Annotated in this window: 19 protein-coding genes and 3 pseudogenes; 16 read left to right on the top strand and 6 right to left on the bottom strand. The window is 56.0% G+C overall.

Annotation, left to right across the window (positions count from 1 at the left end; all coding sequences use genetic code 11):
• From EQW76_RS29155 to EQW76_RS26020, 7 genes and pseudogenes are all read left to right on the top strand, one after another.
• A partial coding sequence (locus EQW76_RS29155) for a hypothetical protein (protein ID WP_202617222.1) occupies nucleotides 1-357 on the top strand: 357 nt, incomplete at its 5' end.
• Between the two features lie 12 nt (nucleotides 358-369).
• Complete coding sequence (locus EQW76_RS26050; protein ID WP_142832164.1) at nucleotides 370-882, top strand: AAA family ATPase; 513 nt, start codon at nucleotides 370-372, stop codon at nucleotides 880-882.
• A gap of 1137 nt (nucleotides 883-2019) precedes the next feature.
• A pseudogene (locus EQW76_RS29990) lies at nucleotides 2020-2118 on the top strand (recombinase family protein); the annotation flags it as partial.
• 257 nt (nucleotides 2119-2375) lie between these two features.
• Nucleotides 2376-2717, top strand: a complete 342-nt coding sequence (locus tag EQW76_RS26035; RefSeq protein WP_142832162.1) for a hypothetical protein — start codon at nucleotides 2376-2378, stop codon at nucleotides 2715-2717.
• 86 nt (nucleotides 2718-2803) lie between these two features.
• Nucleotides 2804-3973 carry a SagB/ThcOx family dehydrogenase gene (locus EQW76_RS26030; protein ID WP_142832161.1) on the top strand — a complete coding sequence of 390 codons (1170 nt, stop codon included), beginning with the start codon at nucleotides 2804-2806 and terminating at the stop codon, nucleotides 3971-3973.
• A 4-nt stretch (nucleotides 3974-3977) separates the two neighbouring features.
• Nucleotides 3978-5042 carry a hypothetical protein gene (locus EQW76_RS26025; protein ID WP_142832159.1) on the top strand — a complete coding sequence of 355 codons (1065 nt, stop codon included), beginning with the start codon at nucleotides 3978-3980 and terminating at the stop codon, nucleotides 5040-5042.
• 29 nt (nucleotides 5043-5071) lie between these two features.
• Nucleotides 5072-6235 (top strand): MFS transporter, encoded by a 1164-nt coding sequence (locus EQW76_RS26020; protein WP_203452802.1) that lies wholly within the window; start codon nucleotides 5072-5074, stop codon nucleotides 6233-6235.
• 315 nt (nucleotides 6236-6550) lie between these two features.
• On the opposite strand, the gene EQW76_RS26015 is transcribed toward EQW76_RS26020, so the two are convergent.
• Complete coding sequence (locus EQW76_RS26015) at nucleotides 6551-8371, bottom strand: ABC transporter ATP-binding protein (protein WP_143123374.1); 1821 nt, start codon at nucleotides 8369-8371, stop codon at nucleotides 6551-6553.
• Between the two features lie 686 nt (nucleotides 8372-9057).
• Here EQW76_RS26015 and EQW76_RS26010 point away from each other — a divergent pair.
• Entirely contained in the window at nucleotides 9058-9324 is a 267-nt protein-coding gene (locus EQW76_RS26010) for a hypothetical protein (protein ID WP_142832153.1), read from the top strand.
• A gap of 128 nt (nucleotides 9325-9452) precedes the next feature.
• Here EQW76_RS26010 and EQW76_RS26005 read toward each other — a convergent pair whose 3' ends face one another.
• Entirely contained in the window at nucleotides 9453-10076 is a 624-nt protein-coding gene (locus EQW76_RS26005) for a plasmid pRiA4b ORF-3 family protein (protein WP_143123376.1), read from the bottom strand.
• Between the two features lie 387 nt (nucleotides 10077-10463).
• Between EQW76_RS26005 and EQW76_RS25995 the strand changes: the two are divergent.
• Both EQW76_RS25995 and EQW76_RS25990 read left to right on the top strand, forming a co-directional pair.
• Nucleotides 10464-10763, top strand: a pseudogene (locus EQW76_RS25995) (exonuclease); the annotation flags it as partial.
• Between the two features lie 25 nt (nucleotides 10764-10788).
• Nucleotides 10789-11127, top strand: a pseudogene (locus EQW76_RS25990) (transposase); the annotation flags it as partial.
• Nucleotides 11128-11656: 529 nt separating this feature from the next.
• Here EQW76_RS25990 and EQW76_RS25985 read toward each other — a convergent pair.
• Nucleotides 11657-12262, bottom strand: a complete 606-nt coding sequence (locus EQW76_RS25985; protein ID WP_142832152.1) for an HlyD family efflux transporter periplasmic adaptor subunit — start codon at nucleotides 12260-12262, stop codon at nucleotides 11657-11659.
• Between the two features lie 59 nt (nucleotides 12263-12321).
• Nucleotides 12322-12711, bottom strand: a complete 390-nt coding sequence (locus EQW76_RS25980; protein WP_142832150.1) for a response regulator — start codon at nucleotides 12709-12711, stop codon at nucleotides 12322-12324.
• A gap of 226 nt (nucleotides 12712-12937) precedes the next feature.
• Between EQW76_RS25980 and EQW76_RS25975 the strand changes: the two genes are divergently transcribed.
• The 6 genes from EQW76_RS25975 (at nucleotide 12938) to EQW76_RS25950 (ending at nucleotide 17638) form a co-directional block, all read left to right on the top strand.
• Nucleotides 12938-13738 carry an undecaprenyl-diphosphate phosphatase gene (locus tag EQW76_RS25975; RefSeq protein ID WP_142832148.1) on the top strand — a complete coding sequence of 267 codons (801 nt, stop codon included), beginning with the start codon at nucleotides 12938-12940 and terminating at the stop codon, nucleotides 13736-13738.
• Between the two features lie 35 nt (nucleotides 13739-13773).
• A complete protein-coding gene (locus EQW76_RS25970) occupies nucleotides 13774-14430 on the top strand; it encodes an ABC transporter ATP-binding protein (RefSeq protein WP_142832146.1) in 657 nt (218 codons plus the stop codon).
• On the top strand, nucleotides 14427-15224 hold the full coding sequence (locus EQW76_RS25965) for an ABC transporter permease (protein ID WP_142832144.1): 798 nt from the start codon (nucleotides 14427-14429) through the stop codon (nucleotides 15222-15224). The genes EQW76_RS25970 and EQW76_RS25965 overlap by 4 nt, the downstream gene beginning before the upstream one ends.
• 133 nt (nucleotides 15225-15357) lie before the next feature.
• Nucleotides 15358-15981, top strand: a complete 624-nt coding sequence (locus EQW76_RS25960) for a dual specificity protein phosphatase family protein (protein ID WP_142832143.1) — start codon at nucleotides 15358-15360, stop codon at nucleotides 15979-15981.
• Nucleotides 15982-16032: 51 nt separating this feature from the next.
• Nucleotides 16033-16758, top strand: a complete 726-nt coding sequence (locus tag EQW76_RS25955; RefSeq protein WP_142832141.1) for a phosphatase PAP2 family protein — start codon at nucleotides 16033-16035, stop codon at nucleotides 16756-16758.
• 76 nt (nucleotides 16759-16834) lie between these two features.
• Nucleotides 16835-17638: a hypothetical protein gene (locus tag EQW76_RS25950; protein ID WP_142832139.1), complete on the top strand. Its 804-nt coding sequence runs from the start codon at nucleotides 16835-16837 to the stop codon at nucleotides 17636-17638.
• A 51-nt stretch (nucleotides 17639-17689) separates the two neighbouring features.
• Here EQW76_RS25950 and EQW76_RS25945 read toward each other — a convergent pair whose 3' ends face one another.
• Both EQW76_RS25945 and EQW76_RS25940 read right to left on the bottom strand, forming a co-directional pair.
• Nucleotides 17690-19084 (bottom strand): ATP-binding protein, encoded by a 1395-nt coding sequence (locus EQW76_RS25945; RefSeq protein ID WP_142832137.1) that lies wholly within the window; start codon nucleotides 19082-19084, stop codon nucleotides 17690-17692.
• Nucleotides 19071-19748 carry a response regulator transcription factor gene (locus EQW76_RS25940; protein WP_142832135.1) on the bottom strand — a complete coding sequence of 226 codons (678 nt, stop codon included), beginning with the start codon at nucleotides 19746-19748 and terminating at the stop codon, nucleotides 19071-19073. Before EQW76_RS25940 ends, EQW76_RS25945 begins: the two co-directional genes overlap by 14 nt.
• Nucleotides 19749-19828: the final 80 nt, after the last annotated feature.

The following is a 19828-nucleotide window of genomic DNA, read 5'->3' as shown; positions in this document are numbered from 1 at the left end:
CCAGGCATGGAATCACGCCAGTCCGCTCACAGCAAGGGCCTTTTTCCGCAACCTGTTAAGGCCGATGCGGCAGATGCCGATCTGGTTGCTTCAAAGCTCGCCGCTCTACCACCTGTCGATCTGGTGATTGCAGACGTGCCTTACGGCAAACAAGAGCATTGGCGAACAGGATCACACGAACCCGCCCTGCTGACCTCACTAGCCAGCATCAACGTTCCGGTCGTGGTCCTGGCAACCGCCAAAGGAATAAAATTCGACTATGCCGGCTTCGAGCGAGCCGGCAAATATCTTCATGGCCATCGCACGCTATGGCTTTTCAGAAACAGCAACTTCAACGCCAACGCTGCCAAATCTTGAAGGAGATTTTCTATGCCACTCGTCATTCTCACCGGAGCATCAGGGGCCGGCAAGACCACAATTGCGGAAGCGATCGAAAACCGACACGGCCAGGAGTTCGACGTTTTCTACAAGGACCGTATCGGTGTTCCGTCTGTGCAAGAGATGGTCGATAAATTCGGCTCTGTCGAAGGGTGGCAGAGAGCTGCCACTTTCGAGTGGATGGCTCGATTATCTCTGCTCCTGGCGCAAGGCCGGAGCGTTCTTTTTGAAGGCCAGTCACGATTTTCGTTTCTGACTGAGGCCGTCGAACATGCGGGTATTACATCCTACACCGCGATCCTCGTCGATTGTAACGACGAAACGAGGGCCAGACGGCTAGCGGTCGATCGAGGCCAGCCTGATCTTGCCAACGAGGACATGATGAACTGGGCCAGTTTCCTTAGAAATGAGGCAGCCGGGTGCGAAATTCTCGACACCTCGGCACTGACGTTAGAACAAGCGATCGGTCGCGTCCTTTGGCATTTGTGGGGCGAAGATGTTTAATCTCGAAACGTGTACGGCTAGCGCGCACGCTGGGAACCTTCAGAATTGGGTCATGGAATATCTCTCGACGAGCTATTGGGCGAACCGCGGTCTTCGCGACGGTCTTTTGCTCCATACGCGGTATTGGATGGGGCCTCTGTCAATAGAGCTTTCAAAGCTGGAACGGTGCTGCGGACCTGAGCCAGAGATAACCTATCATGTCCCGCGCGACATATGAAACAAGCGAATTGAAAACATGGCTGCCGATCTCCGTGACGCAGAAAGCTTGCCGCCGTTAATTGTCGGATGGCACGAAAGGCGTCTTATCGTTCGCGACGGCAGTCACCGGCACGCGGCTATGACATCCAAGGGGTGGAAATCCTGTTTTGCTGTTGTCTGGTGTAATAGCGAACAAGACTGGGCATCTGCGCTTTCGCAAAATACTGCTTTCGAACCTCGCTAAAGTCGGGCTACATGAGGAACATAGTTCTGGATATTTGAGACAATAGCCGATGTCGCGGATCGCCATTCTCGGTAATGCAGGTGGGGGAAAATCCACTCTCGCTCGCAAACTTGGCGAGAAGCGAGGTCTTCGACATGTCGAAATTGACCGCATTCTTTGGCAAGAAGGTTGGGTTCTAACTCCGCCTGACATCCATGCACTCAAGCATGAGCAGGTCATTTCCGAAGATGCCTGGGTGATCGACGGGCTCGGGAGCCTGGATTCGATCCCGGCGCGCGTTGCACGAGCGACGGAAATCATTCTCATCGACATGCCCTTTATGGATGCATTTCTGGCTCGCCGCAGAACGGCAGATGGCCTGGATGTCTGGGAAACTCGAGCATGCCCCAGGCGGTATTTCTGCTATGCCCCCCACGCGAGAGCTTTTTCGTACGATCTGGGATGTCGACCAGGGATGGATGCCGGCACTTCGAGAGCTTTGTGCAGAGGCGAAAGTCCAGGGCAAGCCACTGGTGCAACTTCGGAGCGTCGACGAGCTAAATGCATTCGCAGATGCTATCTGACTTGGACACAAGGCGCCTGTCGCGGAATTTCTAAATTCGCAACGCTGTTAGATCGGGATCTTGTGAACCATGCCCGCCTTTGCGGCATTGACGACATTTAATTTTCTAGACCGTCCACTCAATAAGGCCCCACGGAAGTTTATCGCCAACCGGCTCAACGTCCGCGAAGCAGCGCTGCGCCTGAAAATCGGCAGGACCGCTCTCTATGAGGCTCTGAAGGATCAGAGCTAGTTAGGCGCTGAAGTTGTTGCAAAAAATCTGTACTCAGCGCCGTCGCATATATCATGCGCAAAACTGCAAAACCTTGGGACTATGCCGCACTATTTTTGCGGCATTCTTTGCGTCTATTACAGCCCCAGGATCGTCGAAAAATGTGATTGGCTTTCGCCTTTACACCGGTAAAAAACCGAAATAACCTGAAATCGCCGGTTGGAAATATCGGAGATCCACCATTTTGAGTTCAATATTTGATATCAATGGAGGTAAGTATGCAGTCCCAACGCGTTACACCCAATGAACTGAAATCAAAGTTGATGCAGTATCACAAAGCAAAATCCGTCCCCATGTCCGAGGACGAACTGTCATCAGAGATCGACAAAAGTGCCATCGCTCGTTACCAGGTTGGCGACCAGCTTTTGTCAGAGGTACAGGACACCTTGCGAAATATCGCAAAAGAGCTCCCCGAAGGACCGGCCCGCAACGAGGCAGCGTTCGCAATTTCCAAGATTGATCAGGCCGCACAGGAAATTGTTTATTGTGCTCTTAGCTTGAACAAGAGCATGCCGTTCGTGAAGCCGGCGCTTCACGTCCACGCTAACAACGAGCAATAACTAAACTTCATCAGAATCGTGACGCGACGAGCCAAGGCTAATCACGTGTTGGCTCGTCATCATAGTGTTTCTCGTGGAGATTATTTATGGAGACTCTTTCCGAAAAAGAACGAACAGTGTTTCGATATCGGAGGGCCAGAGCTCTTTCTTACTTTGTGAAAAACGGTGAAGTTGTTGTCTTCAATTTTCTGACCAATCGGTCCTTTGCCTGTAATTTACGCTGCCTCGAAGTGCTCCTGAATTCAGAAGAGTGGCGACCACTCAATGAGCTATTTTCAATAACACACGACTTTCACACATCATCCCTTGTTGAGGAAATTGTTCAATTATTTTCGCTTACGGCCTTAGTTGTCGAAGGTGATTTCATATCTGAAAAGGATTCCGAGTATGACGAGACCTGGGAATGGGGATCGGTAACAGCTCAACTCCATTTTTCGTCGCAGGACAATTTGACCGTCAGTGACCAGATGGCGGCCGAAATCCAAATTCTTCGCTCGAAATCTCAACCTTCGCCTCCATTGATGGATTTGCAGCCTCGTGAAGCCAGCATTTCTCTGCCAAGGTTTCAAATCGATAGCGAACTTAAAGCTGTCATGCGTACCAGACGTTCGATACGCGCATTTCTCGATACGCCGTTGCAATTGCCGCTCGTCGCTGATGCCTTGTATGCCGGGCTCGGGGTGACCGACATCGTTTCCACCGAAGTCGGCGACCATCCACTTCGTATGACACCCTCACCAGGGGCCCGCAATGCTTACGAAGGCTACATCTTCGCCCGTAAGGTCTCAGGTCTGCTTGAAGATCGCTTCTACCATTATAATGCTTTTCACCACGCGTTGGAGCTGATCGAGCTTCATGACCCCATGCCAACGATGGAGGCAATGTTTGCCGAAAATCAGCCATGGGTCGCAAAAGCGAGTTTTATCATTTTTCTTGTCGCGCATTTCGAGCGCGTGATGTGGAAGTATATAAATGGGAGCGCATATGCCCATACATTCGTTGAGGCCGGCCACATCGCCCAAAACATGATGCTTATTCTTAGTAAGCAGGGCGTGGTCGTCAATCCGGCCGGCGCAATCGGTCATTCGCTGATAGAGAGAGCGATCGGCGAAACTGATCTGACGCACAGCGTCGTCTATGCTTTAGCGGTCGGTTATCCAGATACGTCTGACGATTATGTCGCATGGTTGGCGCCCGAATTTTCAATTCGCGACGGGCTGCTTTCCAAGATCCACGCTCAAAACTTTCACGGTTAAGTCAATGGAAGATGTAGAACTCGAAACAGACGACGGTCTCTCGGTGCCTCCTGAACTGATACCGAGCAAAGCAATTATTTACTTGAGATATGAACGTGGAAACGAACGGACTTTGCAAATCTCGGATGACGCAATCGTTGGTCAGGCATTACGCCAACTTGAGAACAATGCCGCTCATATCGCCGATGTAGTTACTGAGTCGGCCGCAGGCCGCAAAATACCCAATGCATGGGGTGAAGAGTTCGTTGCTGGGCCACTGGGCTCACCGTTAGCACATGCGATTTCCACACGCCCGGAAACTATCGGGCTGGGACAAGATATAAACGGTCAGCTGCTTGTTGCAGCATCGATGTCAGGGGTCATCGGTTTTTACGGGCCCCGTAACTCTGGCTCCATCGCACGCGGGCGGCTCATATTCCTCGGGCACGATGTTCGCGATATTCGGCACAGCTGGTTGAAAAGTCTTTCATTGGATGACGAAGCCTTGCAAGCATTTGAGGCTGACGATGAATTCGATCAGCAATCTGCCATCGCATCGATAGTACCTCGCGTTCATCTGGCCAAGGGTAGGTTCTGGGACACTGCCCATTTCGATGCGAGGACTAACTATGCCTTGGCAATCCGGGAGTTCGAAAAAGTAGGAATAGAGGTCGTTCCGACTGAAAACCTGATCACTGAGGAGTGCAGAGCTGCCGCGACGTTGATTGCACGGAATCCGCTCGATACCGCTGGGCAACAGAAGCTTCAGGATTTGCGCGGAACTTATCGCTTGCCGGTCAGCGAAGGTATCTTCTTGCTGCCTACAAGCGGGCTGGCAGCTCCGCTGATTACCGAATGGCCGCTCAAGCCGGGAAGATATGACCCCGATCCTTTCGAAACCATTATGCCGGTATTGCTTAGCAATAGCGCGGCAATAACTGTTCCAAACGGTTTCTCCGCAGAAGGTTTGCCAATGGGGCTGACGTTAGCGGGTCCCCTGACCATGCTAGCGCGCCTTCTCATGCTTGCACAATGGTTCCAGGCCGCGACGAATTGGCCAACAGTCCCCAAGGATTATCAACGCTTATGAGAGAATGGCAACTACGCTGGAGCGCGCTGGTGCCGCAGCTTCCGGCCCAACTCTGGTTGCTAGCAGTTGCAGCCTTTGTCAATTTCTTGGGCTTCATGGTCACGCCATTTCTGGTGCTATATCTGACGCAGGTTGCTGCCTTCCCGGTCGAAGTTGCCGGGGTCTTGCTGACGTGTTTTGGTATCGGCGGTATTTTGGGTGCTTGGACCGGCGGCAGGTTGAGTGATCGCATTGGCGCGCCCAACGTTTTGGTGCTTAGCTTCCTAGTGAGTGCCGGAGCCATGTCGATCATTCCGCTACTCTCGAATGTGGTGCTTATCGGCGGAACGCTTGTTGTTCTGGCATTCGCCACTGGAGCTTTCCGACCCGCTTATGACGCATGCGTCGTTAATCTGTGCCCGGAGGAAGAACGATCCCGCGCTTACGGGGTTTACGTTGTCGCGATCAACGTGGGAGCGGGGATCGCCGCCGCTATAGGGGGGTATCTCTATGGAATTGAACCAAGCCTGATCTTTTACGCGGATGCGCTGAGTTCCTTGCTCGCCGCAGGGCTAGTGTTTTTTTCGCTAGACCGGCATCTCAAACCATCTCACGTGACCGTCTCTGATAGAGCTCCCGATAGACCGACGTTGGCTGCTCATAGGAGCGTAGCTTTCTTGATCGTATGCTTAGCATCCTGCGTTCTCGATGTTGTCTCGAAGCAGACATCAGCCACATTTCCGCTGTACGTCAGCTCAGCGTATGGAATGAGGCCAGAGGCTTTTGGAAACCTGTTAACAGTTGGGTACATCGCCTTTGCGGCGGCAGTAATGCCGGTCTCCGGCTGGGTGAAAAAGCAAAATCAAACGCGAATGGCCGTTATTGGCATGTGTATCGTTGCAGCAGCTTTCGCCCTGCTCCCGCTTGGATCTGGCATCGCTATGCTCGTATGCCTGTATCTTCTGATCACGATGGGGCAGTTACTGTTCTACCCCGCCATCATGTCGATCGTCATGGGAGAGGCCGCTAGAAATGGTGGAAGAAGCGGCGAGTACATGGGGTTTTATCGAACGGCCCAATCAGTTGCCGGCGTCGCTGCGCCATCGATTGGCACGTTGATCTACGCACAGATATCACCGGCAGCCCTCTGGTTTTTTTGTGCGACATTAACGCTCCTTTCGTCCGCCGCTTTGTGGCGCCGACGTGTAAGTTAGGTCTCTGCCTCAGCAGATATGCCGTCCCGCTCCCCTCACAAATATGGCGCTCGTATTCATCCCGTGTCATGGCTGTGCTTTCTATATATGATAAAGGACATTATCATTGATATTCAACGGTTAGTGAGTGGGTCGACGGTTCGTATCCGTTCAAGGCGAGGCTTGCCTCATAGCTGTGTGATTGTCTCAACAAACCAATTCACTCCTCTTGGGCAGCATTCTCTAGAAAACCACAAGCTAGCACTGACGCGTCTGGCCACCTCGCTTTTCGAGGTGAGCGCATTTTGTGGACAGCGGACTGCCTGTAGCCTCTTGTCATCCGATCAGCCCTTCGCTCTCTATGCCCTTCGTCAGCTCCAACGCTTGGCGCTCGAACAGCCCGCGATAGATCCCCCTCTTGCGCCGGATCAAGCTAGCATGGGTGCCTTCCTCGGCGATATGTCCCCGTTCGAAGACCAGCAGCCGATCAAGCGCCCGCACTGTCGACAGCCGGTGAGCGACGACGAGTGTTGTACGGCCCTCCATTAGCTTCTCCATTGCCTCCTGGATGAGCATCTCCGACTCTGAATCGAGACTGGAGGTCGCCTCGTCGAGGATCAGGATGGGCGCGTCGGCCAAGAATGCCCGGGCGATGGCGATGCGTTGCCGTTCGCCACCGGAAAGTTTGATGCCACGTTCGCCGACAAGTGTCGAATAGCCCTTTGGCAACGCCTCTATGAAGTCATGGGCGCTGGCGAGCCGCGCGGCCGTTCTGATTTCTGCTTGCGTAGCGGTTGGTCTTGCGTAGGCGATATTCTCCGCCAGCGAGCGGTGAAACAGGATGGGTTCCTGCTGGACAATGGCGATCTGGCGGCGAAGAGAGGTCTGAGCCACCTTGGAAATATCCTGCCCGTCGATCGAGATTATCCCACCGTTGATATCATGCAGGCGCTGGATCAGCTTGATGAAGGTGGTCTTTCCCGAGCCGGAATGGCCGACAAGGCCCACCCGCTCGCCGGGCTTGATAGTGACCGAAAAGTCCTTGTAGAGTGGCGCATGGTGGTTGCCATAGTGGAAGGTGACACGATCGAAGGTGATCAAGCCAGCTTTCACGTGGAGCGCAGGTGCCCCGCGAATGTCTTCCACCCCCAAGGGCTGGGCATGGATGGTGACAAGCTCCTCCATGTCGTTGACCGAGCGCTGGAGGTTACGGATATGCATGCCGATTTCGCGCAGGTAGCCCTGTAGGATGAAAAACGCGGTCAGGACGAAGGTGATGTCGCCGGCATTGGCCTTGCCATTGGCCCAGAGCCAGAGGGCAAGGCCCAGCACGCACCCACGCAACAGGCTAAGCAGCGCATTCTGCGAGGTGCCGTTCAGGGTGCCCCGCGTCCAGGTCCGTCGTGTTCGATCTTGCCACTTGCGAGTGACGAGGGAGAGGCGCTCGTCTTCACGGCTTTCGGCACCAAAGGCTTTAACCACCGCATTACACGTCACCGCGTCGGCGAGCGCGCCTCCAAGACGCGTATCCCAACTGTTGGCCATGCTGGCCATCGGCGCGACATAGCGCAATGCCATCACCGCAGTGAACACAATAAAGAGGACTGAACCGGCGCCGACCAGCACTCCCATCATCGGCCAGTACCAAGTCATCAGGATCGTTGAGCCGATGAGCATCACCAGCGACGGGAATAGCGCTACGAAGACGGTGTCATTGAGGACGTCAAGCGCCCACATGCCGCGCGTCACCTTGCGCACGGTAGAGCCGGCGAAGCTGTTGGCATGCCATTCGCTCGAAAACCGCTGGATATGGGCGAAAGAGTCCGCGGCAATCTCAGACATCGACTTCAGGGTGAAGCCTATAATGGCAGTGAACGTCGCATGCCGTAGCATGACGGCGCCGATCGACAGTCCCATCAGCCAACAAAAGGCGTTGATGGCATTGCTCCATGTTGTGGCATCGCTCGCCTGCCCGGATACCACGGCATCGACCAGCCGACCGGAGAACAGAGGTGTCAGCACATCCGCAAGCGTCGAGAGCATGACAGTAAACAACATGAAAAGCGCACGGCCCGGCTGATGCTTCCAATGAGCCCAGCAAAAACGGAAGACGCTGCGAAAAGCCCCGCTGCGGCGGGATTTGATACCAAAAGCCATTGATATATCCGGCTCACGCCGGCTCCTTCACAGGGAAAAGGATGTCCGCGCAGAAACGCGCGAAACGGTTTTGTGAGGAATGATCGACGGGAGGGTGGCACCAGCCAATCAGGTTCTATCGCGTCGAAAAAACGCTGCAGGCTTCAGGCGAACTTCGCGTAAGCTGCTCGGGAGTTGTGAAAATTAGCCATCGAAAACTCCCTAGAACCGTGTTGATGATTGCCAATCCTAGATCGATTGGGGACGCAGGCCAAGTCGAACTCGGCTAGATTTTTGGCTAATCTTTGAGATGCGGCAAAGTTGCAACAGATCGCGGGCGGCACCTGCTCTCGATGCATTCCGGATTTCCATGGCCGGCCGCGCTGTCAAGGCAGGCCCAAATCTAGCCTCGCTCTCATCATGTTGGCGTCACAGACCAGCGCTATCAACCTCACAAAAAAGAGGGTGATCGCATGTGCCACGATGATTTGACGATGTCGGAAGTTCTCCATGATCCGGTGATCCGGCTCATGCTTCGTGCTGATCACGTGCCGTTGGGTGAATTTGCGAAGATCATGGAAAACGCCGCGCGGGCTAGAAATCTCGCGTCTCAGGATAGACGCGAGCGGCTCCCGCTCGAGGCTCGGCAATGAGGGTATAATGGCACAACAGAGTCGTTCGAACTTTGAGGACTAGGAGTGGTCAACATGACGCCCGACCGTTTCAGAGAATGCCTGAACCTCATCCGCTGGACATCGATTGATTTGGTAAACTCGCTGCATTGCGACCTTGCCTGGATCGAGGCGCTGGAGTCGGGAGAAGTCGCCATTCCGGGTGATATCGCAACATGGATTGAGACGTTGGCGCAATGCCACAGCGAGAATCAGCCGCCGACAACCCACCGAGCAGTATCGTTGACGCTTCTAAACTCTCCGGCGTTAAAAGGCGTTGGTCATCGAAGTCAGAACGCTTGAACCGTCGTCCTAAAGGACGCAGCAGTCGGTGCCCGAAGGTCTTACTACAGAGGGACAGGCTGTCGTTGCCTGGCGGAGTTGGCGAGAATACGTATTCCATCAGGACCGCCGCCTCGCACCCAGCTAACTCATTTCTTTGGGACAGACTTCGGCTTCGGTTGATACAAGCGCCGTTTCACGTTGGAGCGCAACGCATTGCGCAGATCCTTGTCGGCAGTCGAAAGGTCAAACCATTCCGGATCGAAGTAGCCACCGCACCAACGGATGGTTTCATCATACTCCGGGTCTTCCCGGTCGGCGATGATCTCCAGGAACCGCTCATATCCCGACACGCCGCCGACATCCTCCGGTGGTCGCGCCCTTGCGCCTGCGACACAGCTCCCGTGCTTCGGCGTAGCAGTGAGCGTCAAGAACTCTTCAACCACGACAGTGTGCTGCCAGTCGTCCCCGAAATCATAATGGTAGCTGAACACGGAACCTTGCTCGAAGTCCAGCAAACGGACCTCTCTCTGATCGAAGACCCGAGGATCGTCGTCGGTGGCATCCTCCGTCAGGGTCTCGACTTCCCCATACCGCAGACCACCGATCCGGAACTCATAGAGATGATAGTTCCACCAGTTGAATGCAGCCTGAATTCCAAGATGCAGATGCTCTAGGGTCCATTGGACCGGCAGGACCAGCCGGCGCCAGACGTCTGGTTCGATCTCATCGATAGAAACTCTGATCTGGACAGCATTTGCGGCTTTGAACATTCCCCGAATGAACAAGATAGACGAAAGATCGTCAAGTCGGTCGGGGTGCGGCATGCCGGGAGGTTTTGCGGCGGCATGTGTTCGTCTTACATCAAGGGTAGTTGATAGGTCCGTATGCGTGCCTCTTTCATGAAAACCAGCCAGAACTGCCTTCCCGACAAGCCACCGGCCTCCATCCGGCGATGGGCGTCCGATGTAGCCGTGAGCGGATATACCGCTCTAGTGACCGGCTTAATCTCGTGGACAACCCTCGGCAGCGTTGGCGCCGCAATGAATCTGTAAATCGGGCGGGTTCATGGGAATGCTATAGGGCTTGTCCTATATCCGAAAGTGCAGTTATCTTTCTCGTAATGAGAAGCACTCGTCAACGCAGAGAAACGGTGACGTATGAAAACGGCGATCATATTTGACTGCGAACTTCTTTGCTTGGAAGGGTCTCAACGTCGGTGTTGGTGTGCAGCCCACGATCCGGATCCCGTGATCGCGCAGATCGGGGCGGTCAGGCTAGCGCTTCAAGGTGAATTTCCGATTTTGGGGACATACAAGGCATATGTCCAGCCAGTCAACAGGTTTGGCAACAGGTATGCCATCGATCCGTTCTTCACCAAACTGACCGGCATTACCGAAAAAAACATCGAGGCCGAGGGCGTATCCTTGCAAGATGCCCTCACTGGGGTCGATAGCTTCTTCGGCTGAAGCTGACACGGCGCGGCGCTTGCAGACCATTCCTGGCGTTGGCCCTTTGACAGCCTTGGCGATCGAAGCCTTTGCCCCGCAAATGGAGAACTTCCGGCGTGGCCGTGACTTCGCCGCATGGCTCGGCCTTGTGCCACGTCAGTTCTCGTCGGGCGGCAAACAACGACTGGGACGCATTTCCAAGTCTGGGCAGTCTGATATCCGCAGGCTGCTGATTATTGGGGCAATGACACGCCTGAGCTGGCTGGGCCGGAAATCCAAACCGGAAGGATCGTGGTTGGCGCGCATGCTCGCGCGAAAGCCCCGAATGTTGGTCGCGATCGCACTGGCCAACAAGATGGCGCGCACGGTCTAGGCATTGCTGACAAAACATGAGGATTATCGAGTTCCGGCACAGGCGCCAGCAACATGATGAAGGTGTTGCAGGTAACCTAATGTCGGAAAAAGGGGTGTGAGAAGGCGACGACCCGAATGGGCAAATGATCGAAAAGATCTGGATCGGGAAAACCAGCCTTGAATCATGAGCAGAAGAGCTCGGGATTCAGATTTGGACCCGACCCGCAGATCACCATACCGGCCAGCGGCTTCTGTAAACGCCGTATCTACAGGCCTCACAGAAGACCGCACTCGATCACATGACCTTCGGTTCAAAGACTTAATTCGAATAGATAGACGGCTGCGACTTGCTTTCCCCAAATCAAATTTTCAGCTTTTCAAGCTTTTAGCTAACCTCGTGCCGATGTATACAACGTTCATATCTGTTCAATGTGCTCGAACGTTGTAAAGGGAACGATATGAGTTATCCCCCACCGTCGCTCGAAATTCCCGGCGAGCGAATTCATTCAGATCCTCGATGCTGAACAGCTTTGATAGCGTCAACAGACTCACCGCTCCTGCATTGCCTCAGATGTGATTGCGGCGAGTGGCGAAAACAAATATTCCAGAATTCGTCGTTTTCCAGTCTTGATCTCGACCGTCGTGGCCATGCCCGACGACAGCGGCAAGGTCTTTCCATCAACGTTGATGGTCGAAACATCTGGTCTGATCGTCACAGGAAATACGAGGTTTTGAACCCGCTGGACATTACCTATTGGGATCAGGCTTTGAAGCTCTTTTGCGGGTTGCCCTTCCAGCGCTTGCGCATCGGGTTCGGGGATAGCATCAGTTCCGACCTCGGTCACATGACCGCTGATGATCCCGTAGCGAGTGAAGGGAAACGCCTCAACCTTGATCACAGCTTCCTGCCCAACCGAGACAAAGCCGATATCGCTGTTGGGGATGTAGGCTTCGATCTCCAAGGCGGCGCCCTTAGGCACCACCCGCATCAGCTCGGTACCGGCCGAAACGACCTGACCGATGGTCGTGATGGCCGAGGTCTGAACTACACCGTCTATCGGGCTTTTTATTGTCATAGCCTCCCGCCGCGTTTCGGCCTTTACCAACTGCTGCTCCAACTGATCCACTTGGCGGGAGGCATCCCCTTCCTTCATTACATTGTCGGCATAAATGCCCGAAGCGTCTTGTTGCCTTCGGTCGTGTCGCTGGCAAATCAGGCTGAGCGGGCAGCGCGCTGGACATAGACCGGCCTGCCCATCACGCGGTCGATACGGGCAATCATCTCCATCAAATCGAACGGCTTCACGAGATAGTCCGCTGCGCCGAGTTTAATTCCTTCGAGCCTGTCAGAGAGTTGATCGTAGGCTGACAGGATGATCACCGGTGGCATTGACAAACGCTCATTCAGGCGCCGCAGGAGCTCAAGCCCGCTGCCATCGGGCAAATGCAGGTCCAGAAGGATCAGCGTGTAGGATCGGTGATCAGTCGCGAAAATTGCGGAACGCAGGTCGACCGACCAATCGACGGACCAGCCATCCGCAGCGATATGGTCGCGGAGCGCGTTGCCGATTATGAAATTGTCTTCCACTAACAGTACGGGCACTTATTCGGCTCCAGCTTCGGCAGTCAAGATGCACCGGCATGCTGACATCCACCTGAAACCGGCTCGTTAAGGCTCCTGTCAGCTAGGTTTGCGAGACGACGACGCGGCGAAGTCCTCTTTCGATATTGGTGACGCGGGCCTCTCCATCCGCTGCACGTCCGCTCGGTGACCAGCTCCGCATCCGGCCGTTCATTCCTTCCAAGATCACGCACGCAAGGCTGAATTCATGATTGAACAGATCGCAATGGCGTTGATCCTCGGCCTGGTCGAGGGTCTGACCGAATTCATTCCCGTTTCTTCCACCGGGCACCTGATACTTCTCGGCCATTTCATGGGCTTCAAGTCTGCCGCGACCTTCGACGTGCTCATTCAACTCGGCGCGATCTTGGCAATCCTGCTCGTCTATTTCCAGCGCCTGGTGGGCATTGCAAAGGCCCTGCCGACGGACAGACGCGCGCGTCACTTCGTGCTCGCCATTCTGTTTGCGTTCCTGCCGGCGGCGGTGATCGGCGCTGTAGCCCACGACTATATCAAGGCTGTGCTTTTCGAGACGCCGATGCTGGTTTGCATCGTGCTCGTTCTCGGCGGCTTCGTTCTGCTGGCGGTCGACAAATTCGCATTCAAACCTCTTTATCGCGATGCCATGGACTATTCCTGGCCAATGGCGGTCTGCATCGGCTTCTTCCAGTGCTTGGCCATGATACCGGGCACATCACGGTCAGGGGCGACGATCGTCGGCGCGCTGTTGCTTGGCGGAGATAAGCGGTCGGCAGCCGAATTCTCTTTCTTTCTGGCGATGCCGACCATGGTCGGGGCCTTCGCCCTCGACCTATTCAAGAGCCGGCACGATCTCAGCGCCGATGACGGGCTACTGATCGTCGTCGGCTTCGTCGCTGCCTTCGTCTCCGGCCTGCTGGTGGTGCGATCACTGCTAAATTTCGTGTCGACGCGCGGATTTGCGCCGTTCGCGTGGTGGCGGATTATCGTTGGAGTGATCGGAATGATTGGCCTATTGACGGTTGGCTAGCGTCGTTCGTCTGGGGACTGCCTCATTCGAAACCGATGCGACGGCCATTGTCTTTTCACCCCATCCAGGAAACAAAGCTGGTAATCCAGCGGAACGGTTCGTCCTTGCCATCGATATTGAAGACCACAGGCCTGCAATCCGGTGACATCGGCCCTTTCAGCATTTCGGTTGCAAGTGGAGAATGTCTGGCTGTGGCCGGTCCTTCCGGATCGGGGAAATCCTTGCTTCTGCGAATGATGGCCGATCTGCTGCCCCATGCGGGGTCCTGCTGGCTCGATGGCCAGGAATGCACCGCCATGCCCGCACCGCAATGGCGTCGGTTGATACGCTACAGTGGATCGGAGCCCGGCTGGTGGGCACCGACGATCGGGGCGCATTTTCGCGATACACAAGGCAATAGAGGCGGTGCCGAGCATCTGGGTCTTTCACAGGCTCTGTTTGATGCAGCGCCCGACCGACTGTCGACCGGTGAGCGGCAGCGCTTCGCGCTGCTGCGGGCGATCGAACAGCGGCCACGGTTTCTCCTCCTAGATGAACCGACTTCGGCTCTCGATCACAATTCCACCCTGCAGGTCGAGTCACTGATCCGCGAACTCATCGCGGAGGATATCGGCATCGTCATCGTCTCGCACGCGGCCGACCAGGTGCAAAGACTCAGCAAGGCCGTTTTCACCATGGGGACAGGCCGATGAGCGGCATGACCTTCGGGCCCATGGAACTGGTGTTGGCGAGTGGGCTGGTGCTGCTCAGTTCAGGTCTCTCGCTGGCCCTGTCCCTCGGCATCCATCGGCAGATCCTGATCGCGGCGTTGCGCACCGCCTTGCAATTGCTAATGATCGGATTTGTACTGCGGGTCCTGTTTCAAAGCGCCAGCCACCTTTTGACGGCGCTTCTGCTGATCGCCATGATCGCGGCCGCCGCGTTCGAAGTCGGTTCGCGTCAGCAGCGGCGCATCGCCGGGATCTGGCACTATCTGATCAGTGGTGTGGCGGTCAGCCTGTCGACGACGGCAATCGCGGCCTTTGCTCTCGTGACCCTGTCAAGCAGCCAAGACTGGACGACCCCTCGGATCATCATTCCGATCGCCGGCATCATTCTCGGGACATCGATGAACGCTGCCAGCGTGGCGCTCAACAGCATGTTGGGCAGCATTTCCACCGAACGCAACGCCATCGAAGCGCAACTTGCGCTCGGTTATACCCGTTGGCAGGCGGTGTCCTCGGTCATGCGCCGCGCCGTCCATGCGGGTGCCATTCCGATCATCAACCAGATGGCCGGCGCCGGTATTATCACCTTGCCGGGGATCATGAGCGGCCAGATCCTGGTCGGTCAGGACCCGATGGCAGCCGCGCAGTCGCAGATATTTTTGATGTTCCTGCTGTGCGCCGCGTCGGTCGCCAGCATCATCATCACCGTCTTCTTCTCGCTCTCGCGGCTGACCGACGAGCGCCACCGTCTCAGACTTGATCGCCTGTCCAACGGCTAGTCGCGATTGCCGAGTCCGATGCAAAGATGTTGGTGGTGGATGCGGACCATCCCAAGCAATTCCCCAGTGCTTTCAGGTAGCTGTCAGTAGGCTCCGCCATAAGCGACAGCACAGTCAATGGTGGACTTTACCAATGAAGTTTTTTTCTAAACGCTTGAAAAAAGCCTTCGCAGTTTCCGGTCTTTCGGCGCTTGCCGTTGCGGCATCACTCGGCGGCTATGCCTGGGCGCTGCAACTGACGGGCAATTTTCATACTGTCATTCCGGGCGAGCTTTATCGGTCGGCGCAGCCATCGCCGCAACAGCTTGCCGAATACGTGCAGAAGAACGGCATCAAGACGGTCATTAATCTGCGGGGTGAGGACGAGGCTGCAAAATGGTACGGGAGCGAGCTGGCGGAGGCCAACCGTCTAGGCGTCCAACACATCGATTTCCGCATGTCGTCATCGCATGAATTGTCGCCGGATCAGGCGGACCGGCTTGTTGCGATCATGCGGTCGGCCCCCAAGCCGATCCTGGTCCATTGCAACAGCGGTGCCGACCGAACCGGCCTAGTCTCGGTTATCTACAGCCAGCAGATCGCCGGCGTCGATGAGGAAACGGCTGAACGGCAACTTTCCTTCTACTATGGCCATGTTGGCTTGCAGACGGTTTCTCCGACCTACGCTATGGATTCTAGCTGGACGAAGCTCGAAAAGCATTTCGGCGTCAAGGAACAGGTTCTGGCGCCCCCGAGTTCGAAGCCAGTCAGTGGGTGATTTCTTTCACAGCCTTTCATCGCGTCCCGAGCTGCCTGCGAACCGACGCCGGTGTTCGTCGTTGCGCATCGACACCAGGGGCTTGAAATGATTTCCTCTTCTGATCAACGCGAGAAGTCCGGCACCGCACTGAGGATCGCCCGGACTTCCATCGCAATCGGATCTCTTTTGTTCGTGTCGCTGACGGTCGCCGTGTTGAATGCTTGGACAGAGCGTTTCGATCATGACGTGCTGCTAGCGATCCGCCACAGGGACGATACGTCTATGCCGCTGGGTCCATCGTCACTCGTCCATATCTTCATCGCCATCACCGACCTCGGCAGCAGTATCGCACTTGGCATCATCGCTGCAGCCATCGCGGGATATCTCTTCATTGTCGGGAAAAGATCAGATGCCGTGTTTCTGCTTTTTTCGGTGATCGGTGCCTGGTGCCTCTTCAACATTATCAAGCTTGCTGTTGGGCGTCCAAGACCGGACATCGGATTGCACCTCGTTACAGCGAGCGGCTTCAGCTTTCCAAGCGGGCACGCTACCGATTCATCTGCAACCTATCTGGCCCTTGCGCTGCTGTTTGCCGCCACCCAGTCCTCCAGTCGGCTGCGGGCTTGCGGATACGCTCTGGCGCTTGTCATGATCGCCCTCATTGGGTCGAGCCGGGTGTATCTTGGTGTTCATTATCCGATCGATGTGGTGGCTGGCTGGTGCTGTGGCCTCGTCTGGGTCTTGGTGTGCTGGCTGGTGACAAAACGCCTGACGCTGGCGCGTTCGCGTGGATAAACGTCATCCGCTCCGCTCCGTTTCCAACTTATTTTATTTATCTCCACACCCACATCGATCCAGGAAGTCCCGTCAAATGGTAGATTTGTGCCGCAAGCCCGATCTGAACATTGTGTATCTCGAGACGGGGGCTTCCAAGGTCCCTGAGGTCACCGCGCTTTTTTGGATCATCAAGATCCTGCTTACGGGTATGGGTGAAACAACGTCCGACTACCTCGTCAACACAATCGATCCCATGGTCGCTGTTGGAATTGGCGGCGTTGCTTTCGTGGCATCGCTGGCGCTTCAATTGCGCGCCAAGCGCTACATCGCCTGGATCTACTGGCTGGCGGTCGTCATGGTCTCGGTATTCGGGACAATGGCCGCCGACGTGGTGCACGTCGCGCTGGGCATCTCCTACGCGATCTCGACACCGTTCTTTGCTGTCGCGCTGGCTGTGATCTTCGCCATCTGGCAGCGGACCGAGGGAACGCTGTCGATTCACAGCGTCTACACGACACGGCGCGAACTCTTCTATTGGGCGACCGTCTCGACCACCTTTGCACTCGGAACTGCGGCCGGCGATCTGACCGCGACAAACATGGGGCTCGGCTATTTGCAATCCGGCATTCTGTTTGCCGTCGTGTTCGCGCTTCCTGCGATTGCCTATTGGAAACTTGGCTTTTCAGAAATTGCGACCTTCTGGTTCGCTTATGTCGTCACCCGGCCTCTGGGTGCCTCGTTCGCGGACTGGATGGGCGTGAATGCCGCCCGCGGAGGCTTGAATTGGGGAACCGGTCCCGTCAGCCTGGTTCTGGCGATCCTAATTTGTGCGCTTGTCGTCTATTCGTCGTTGACCAGAAAGAGATCGAAGACTGAACTATCCGCCGGTGGGTATTGAAGTCGATGTCGCGGCGCGGCGCGGACCCGCAGGAGGTCAAGCCAGTGCCAGTCAAAAGACGCTTTCGGTGTTGACAGCCGCATGAACGTCAGACAGGGAGAATTGCACGACGGCGGACAGTCCCGGTTGATTGTCTTGTAACAGAACTATTGCACCATGGAGTTCTGCGATCGCCTTCACGAGGCTCAAGCCCAGCCCGCTGCCCGGTGTCGTCCGGCTTTTGTCCAGCCGATAGAGACGCCGGAAAACCAGGGCCCGTTCTTCTGGTGGAATCCCTGGGCCGTTGTCCGCGACGACAGCCCGCGGACTTTCACCATCCCTGCCCGACCTTATCGATATGACGGTGCCCGCCGGACAATGGGTGATGGCGTTTTCAACAATATTGACGAACATCTGGGTCAGCAATTCAGGATCACCCAGCACCCACTGCGACGGGCTCGAACTCGGCTCGAATTGTATCGACTGCCCATTGTCGATCGCGACGTCGCCATAGATCTCCGCGATGGAGGCTAAAATGCCCGATAGGTCGACGCGTTTAAAGCGCGTCTTGCGTGCGCCAGCTTCGATTTGTGAGACACGCAGCAGGGCTTCGAAGGTGGCGTTGATATGATCGGCTTCGGCACGCGCCTCGAGCAACAGGGCCAATGTCTCTTGTCCACTCTCGCTTTGCAGTATTGCCTGTTCGACGGTCATCTTCAGGCGGTTCAGCGGGGTCTTGAGGTCATGGGCGATATCGGTGCTCACCTGCCGCATGCCTTCGACGAGGCCGGAGAGGCGATCGAGCGCGTGGTTCATGTGCGTGGCGACGACATCGATATCATCGCCATTTCCGCGTAGCGGTATGCGGTCGGTTAGGTTGCCGCCGGAGACCTCGACCATTGTCCGTTCGATGCCATCGAGACGGCGTTGCGCGCGACCCGCGAGCCACGCGCCACCGGCCACGGCCAAGGCGACGATGGCGACAGAAGCCCAGGCGAAACTCACGAGGGCGATCCGTTCGAGATGGTTCGTCTCGGCATAGCTCTGCCCGATGATCAGATGATTGGGTCCGACATTTCCGGCGAAACTCCGGAATTGGCCACCGCTTGCCATTCCGACGTCTGTGGCAAGAACGGTGGAAAAGCCCTCCTGGAAACGGGCGGCCGGAATATTTCCCGCCACCCTTCTGCCATCGGGATCGAGCAGGAGAAAAATGCGATTGTTCGAGCGGCTAAGGCTGGCATAGGTGCCGACCGCTGCCGTCAGGTCCTCGAGATCGTTGGCGACGTAAGTCGAGGCGACAACGGAATAGGTTTCCCGGATCGACATGTCCAAAGCGCGCGACAATTCCCGCCTTAGCAGTTCGTAGGTCACCGCGCCGGCGATCAGAAAGGCCGTAATAACAAGGATGCCGAAGGTCAGCGCCAGCCTAAACGGCGTGCTGCGCAACAGCCTAGCGCGGCGCATGAAGGCAATAGCCCGTGTTGCGGACCGTGTGCAGAAGCTGGACCTCGAAGGGTTTGTCGATCTTGGCGCGAAGCCGGCTGATATGGGTTTCGACGACGCTGGTCTTCGGGTCGAAATGAAAGTCCCAGACCCGCTCCAGCAACATGGTGCGCGTCAGAACCCGGCCTTCGCCGCGCGTCAGTACCTCGAGCAAAGTGAACTCGCGCGGCTGCAGCTCGATCACCTGGCCCTGACGGGTGACGAGCCTGCGGACGAGATCGATTTCGAGGTCGGCGACGCGAAGGACAGTTTTCTCCTGCTGGATCGGCGGGCGGCGGGCAAGCGCGTTAACGCGCGCCAACAACTCGGAGAATGCGAATGGCTTGGTCAGGTAGTCGTCGCCGCCGGCCTCCAGTCCCTCGACCCGGTCGTCGACCCCTCCGACCGACGTCAAGAAAATTGCCGGCGTTTTCACCTGCGCGGCGCGAACCGCCCGGACCATCGACAGGCCGTCCAGCCCCGGAATCATCCGGTCGACGATCATCACATCGTAAGGGTTACGCGTTGCTTGAAAAAGCGCATCTCGTCCATCGGCGATGATGTCGCAGACATGCCCCATCTCCAGAAAACCCTTGGAAATATATTGCGCCGTCTTGGAGTCGTCCTCGACGACGAGAATATGCATGGGCTGTTGACGTCCTTCGCTTCAGACGGAATCCGGGGTTGCGCGCTTTGGTATCGCAGTATTGTGTCACCAACCTTAGC

The organism is Rhizobium sp. rho-13.1 (assembly GCF_007000305.1).
GTDB lineage: Bacteria > Pseudomonadota > Alphaproteobacteria > Rhizobiales > Rhizobiaceae > Rhizobium > Rhizobium rhododendri.
Note: the sequence above shows the minus strand (reverse complement) of the source record. Positions and strands in the feature narration are given on the sequence as shown.

Bases quoted from the DNA above. Each gene is read 5' to 3' on its own strand.
- EQW76_RS25940 (WP_142832135.1), bottom strand. From the start codon at position 19,748: ATGCATATTCTCGTCGTCGAGGACGACTCCAAGACGGCGCAATATATT.
- EQW76_RS25970 (WP_142832146.1), top strand. From the start codon at position 13,774: ATGCGACGGCCATTGTCTTTTCACCCCATCCAGGAAACAAAGCTGGTA.
- EQW76_RS26015 (WP_143123374.1), bottom strand. From the start codon at position 8,371: ATGGCTTTTGGTATCAAATCCCGCCGCAGCGGGGCTTTTCGCAGCGTC.
- EQW76_RS25985 (WP_142832152.1), bottom strand. From the start codon at position 12,262: ATGAAGGAAGGGGATGCCTCCCGCCAAGTGGATCAGTTGGAGCAGCAG.
- EQW76_RS25965 (WP_142832144.1), top strand. From the start codon at position 14,427: ATGAGCGGCATGACCTTCGGGCCCATGGAACTGGTGTTGGCGAGTGGG.
- EQW76_RS26010 (WP_142832153.1), top strand. From the start codon at position 9,058: ATGACGCCCGACCGTTTCAGAGAATGCCTGAACCTCATCCGCTGGACA.
- EQW76_RS26025 (WP_142832159.1), top strand. From the start codon at position 3,978: ATGGAAGATGTAGAACTCGAAACAGACGACGGTCTCTCGGTGCCTCCT.
- EQW76_RS25975 (WP_142832148.1), top strand. From the start codon at position 12,938: ATGATTGAACAGATCGCAATGGCGTTGATCCTCGGCCTGGTCGAGGGT.
- EQW76_RS25950 (WP_142832139.1), top strand. From the start codon at position 16,835: ATGGTAGATTTGTGCCGCAAGCCCGATCTGAACATTGTGTATCTCGAG.
- EQW76_RS25960 (WP_142832143.1), top strand. From the start codon at position 15,358: ATGAAGTTTTTTTCTAAACGCTTGAAAAAAGCCTTCGCAGTTTCCGGT.
- EQW76_RS26005 (WP_143123376.1), bottom strand. From the start codon at position 10,076: ATGTTCAAAGCCGCAAATGCTGTCCAGATCAGAGTTTCTATCGATGAG.
- EQW76_RS26030 (WP_142832161.1), top strand. From the start codon at position 2,804: ATGGAGACTCTTTCCGAAAAAGAACGAACAGTGTTTCGATATCGGAGG.
- EQW76_RS26050 (WP_142832164.1), top strand. From the start codon at position 370: ATGCCACTCGTCATTCTCACCGGAGCATCAGGGGCCGGCAAGACCACA.
- EQW76_RS26035 (WP_142832162.1), top strand. From the start codon at position 2,376: ATGCAGTCCCAACGCGTTACACCCAATGAACTGAAATCAAAGTTGATG.
- EQW76_RS25945 (WP_142832137.1), bottom strand. From the start codon at position 19,084: ATGCGCCGCGCTAGGCTGTTGCGCAGCACGCCGTTTAGGCTGGCGCTG.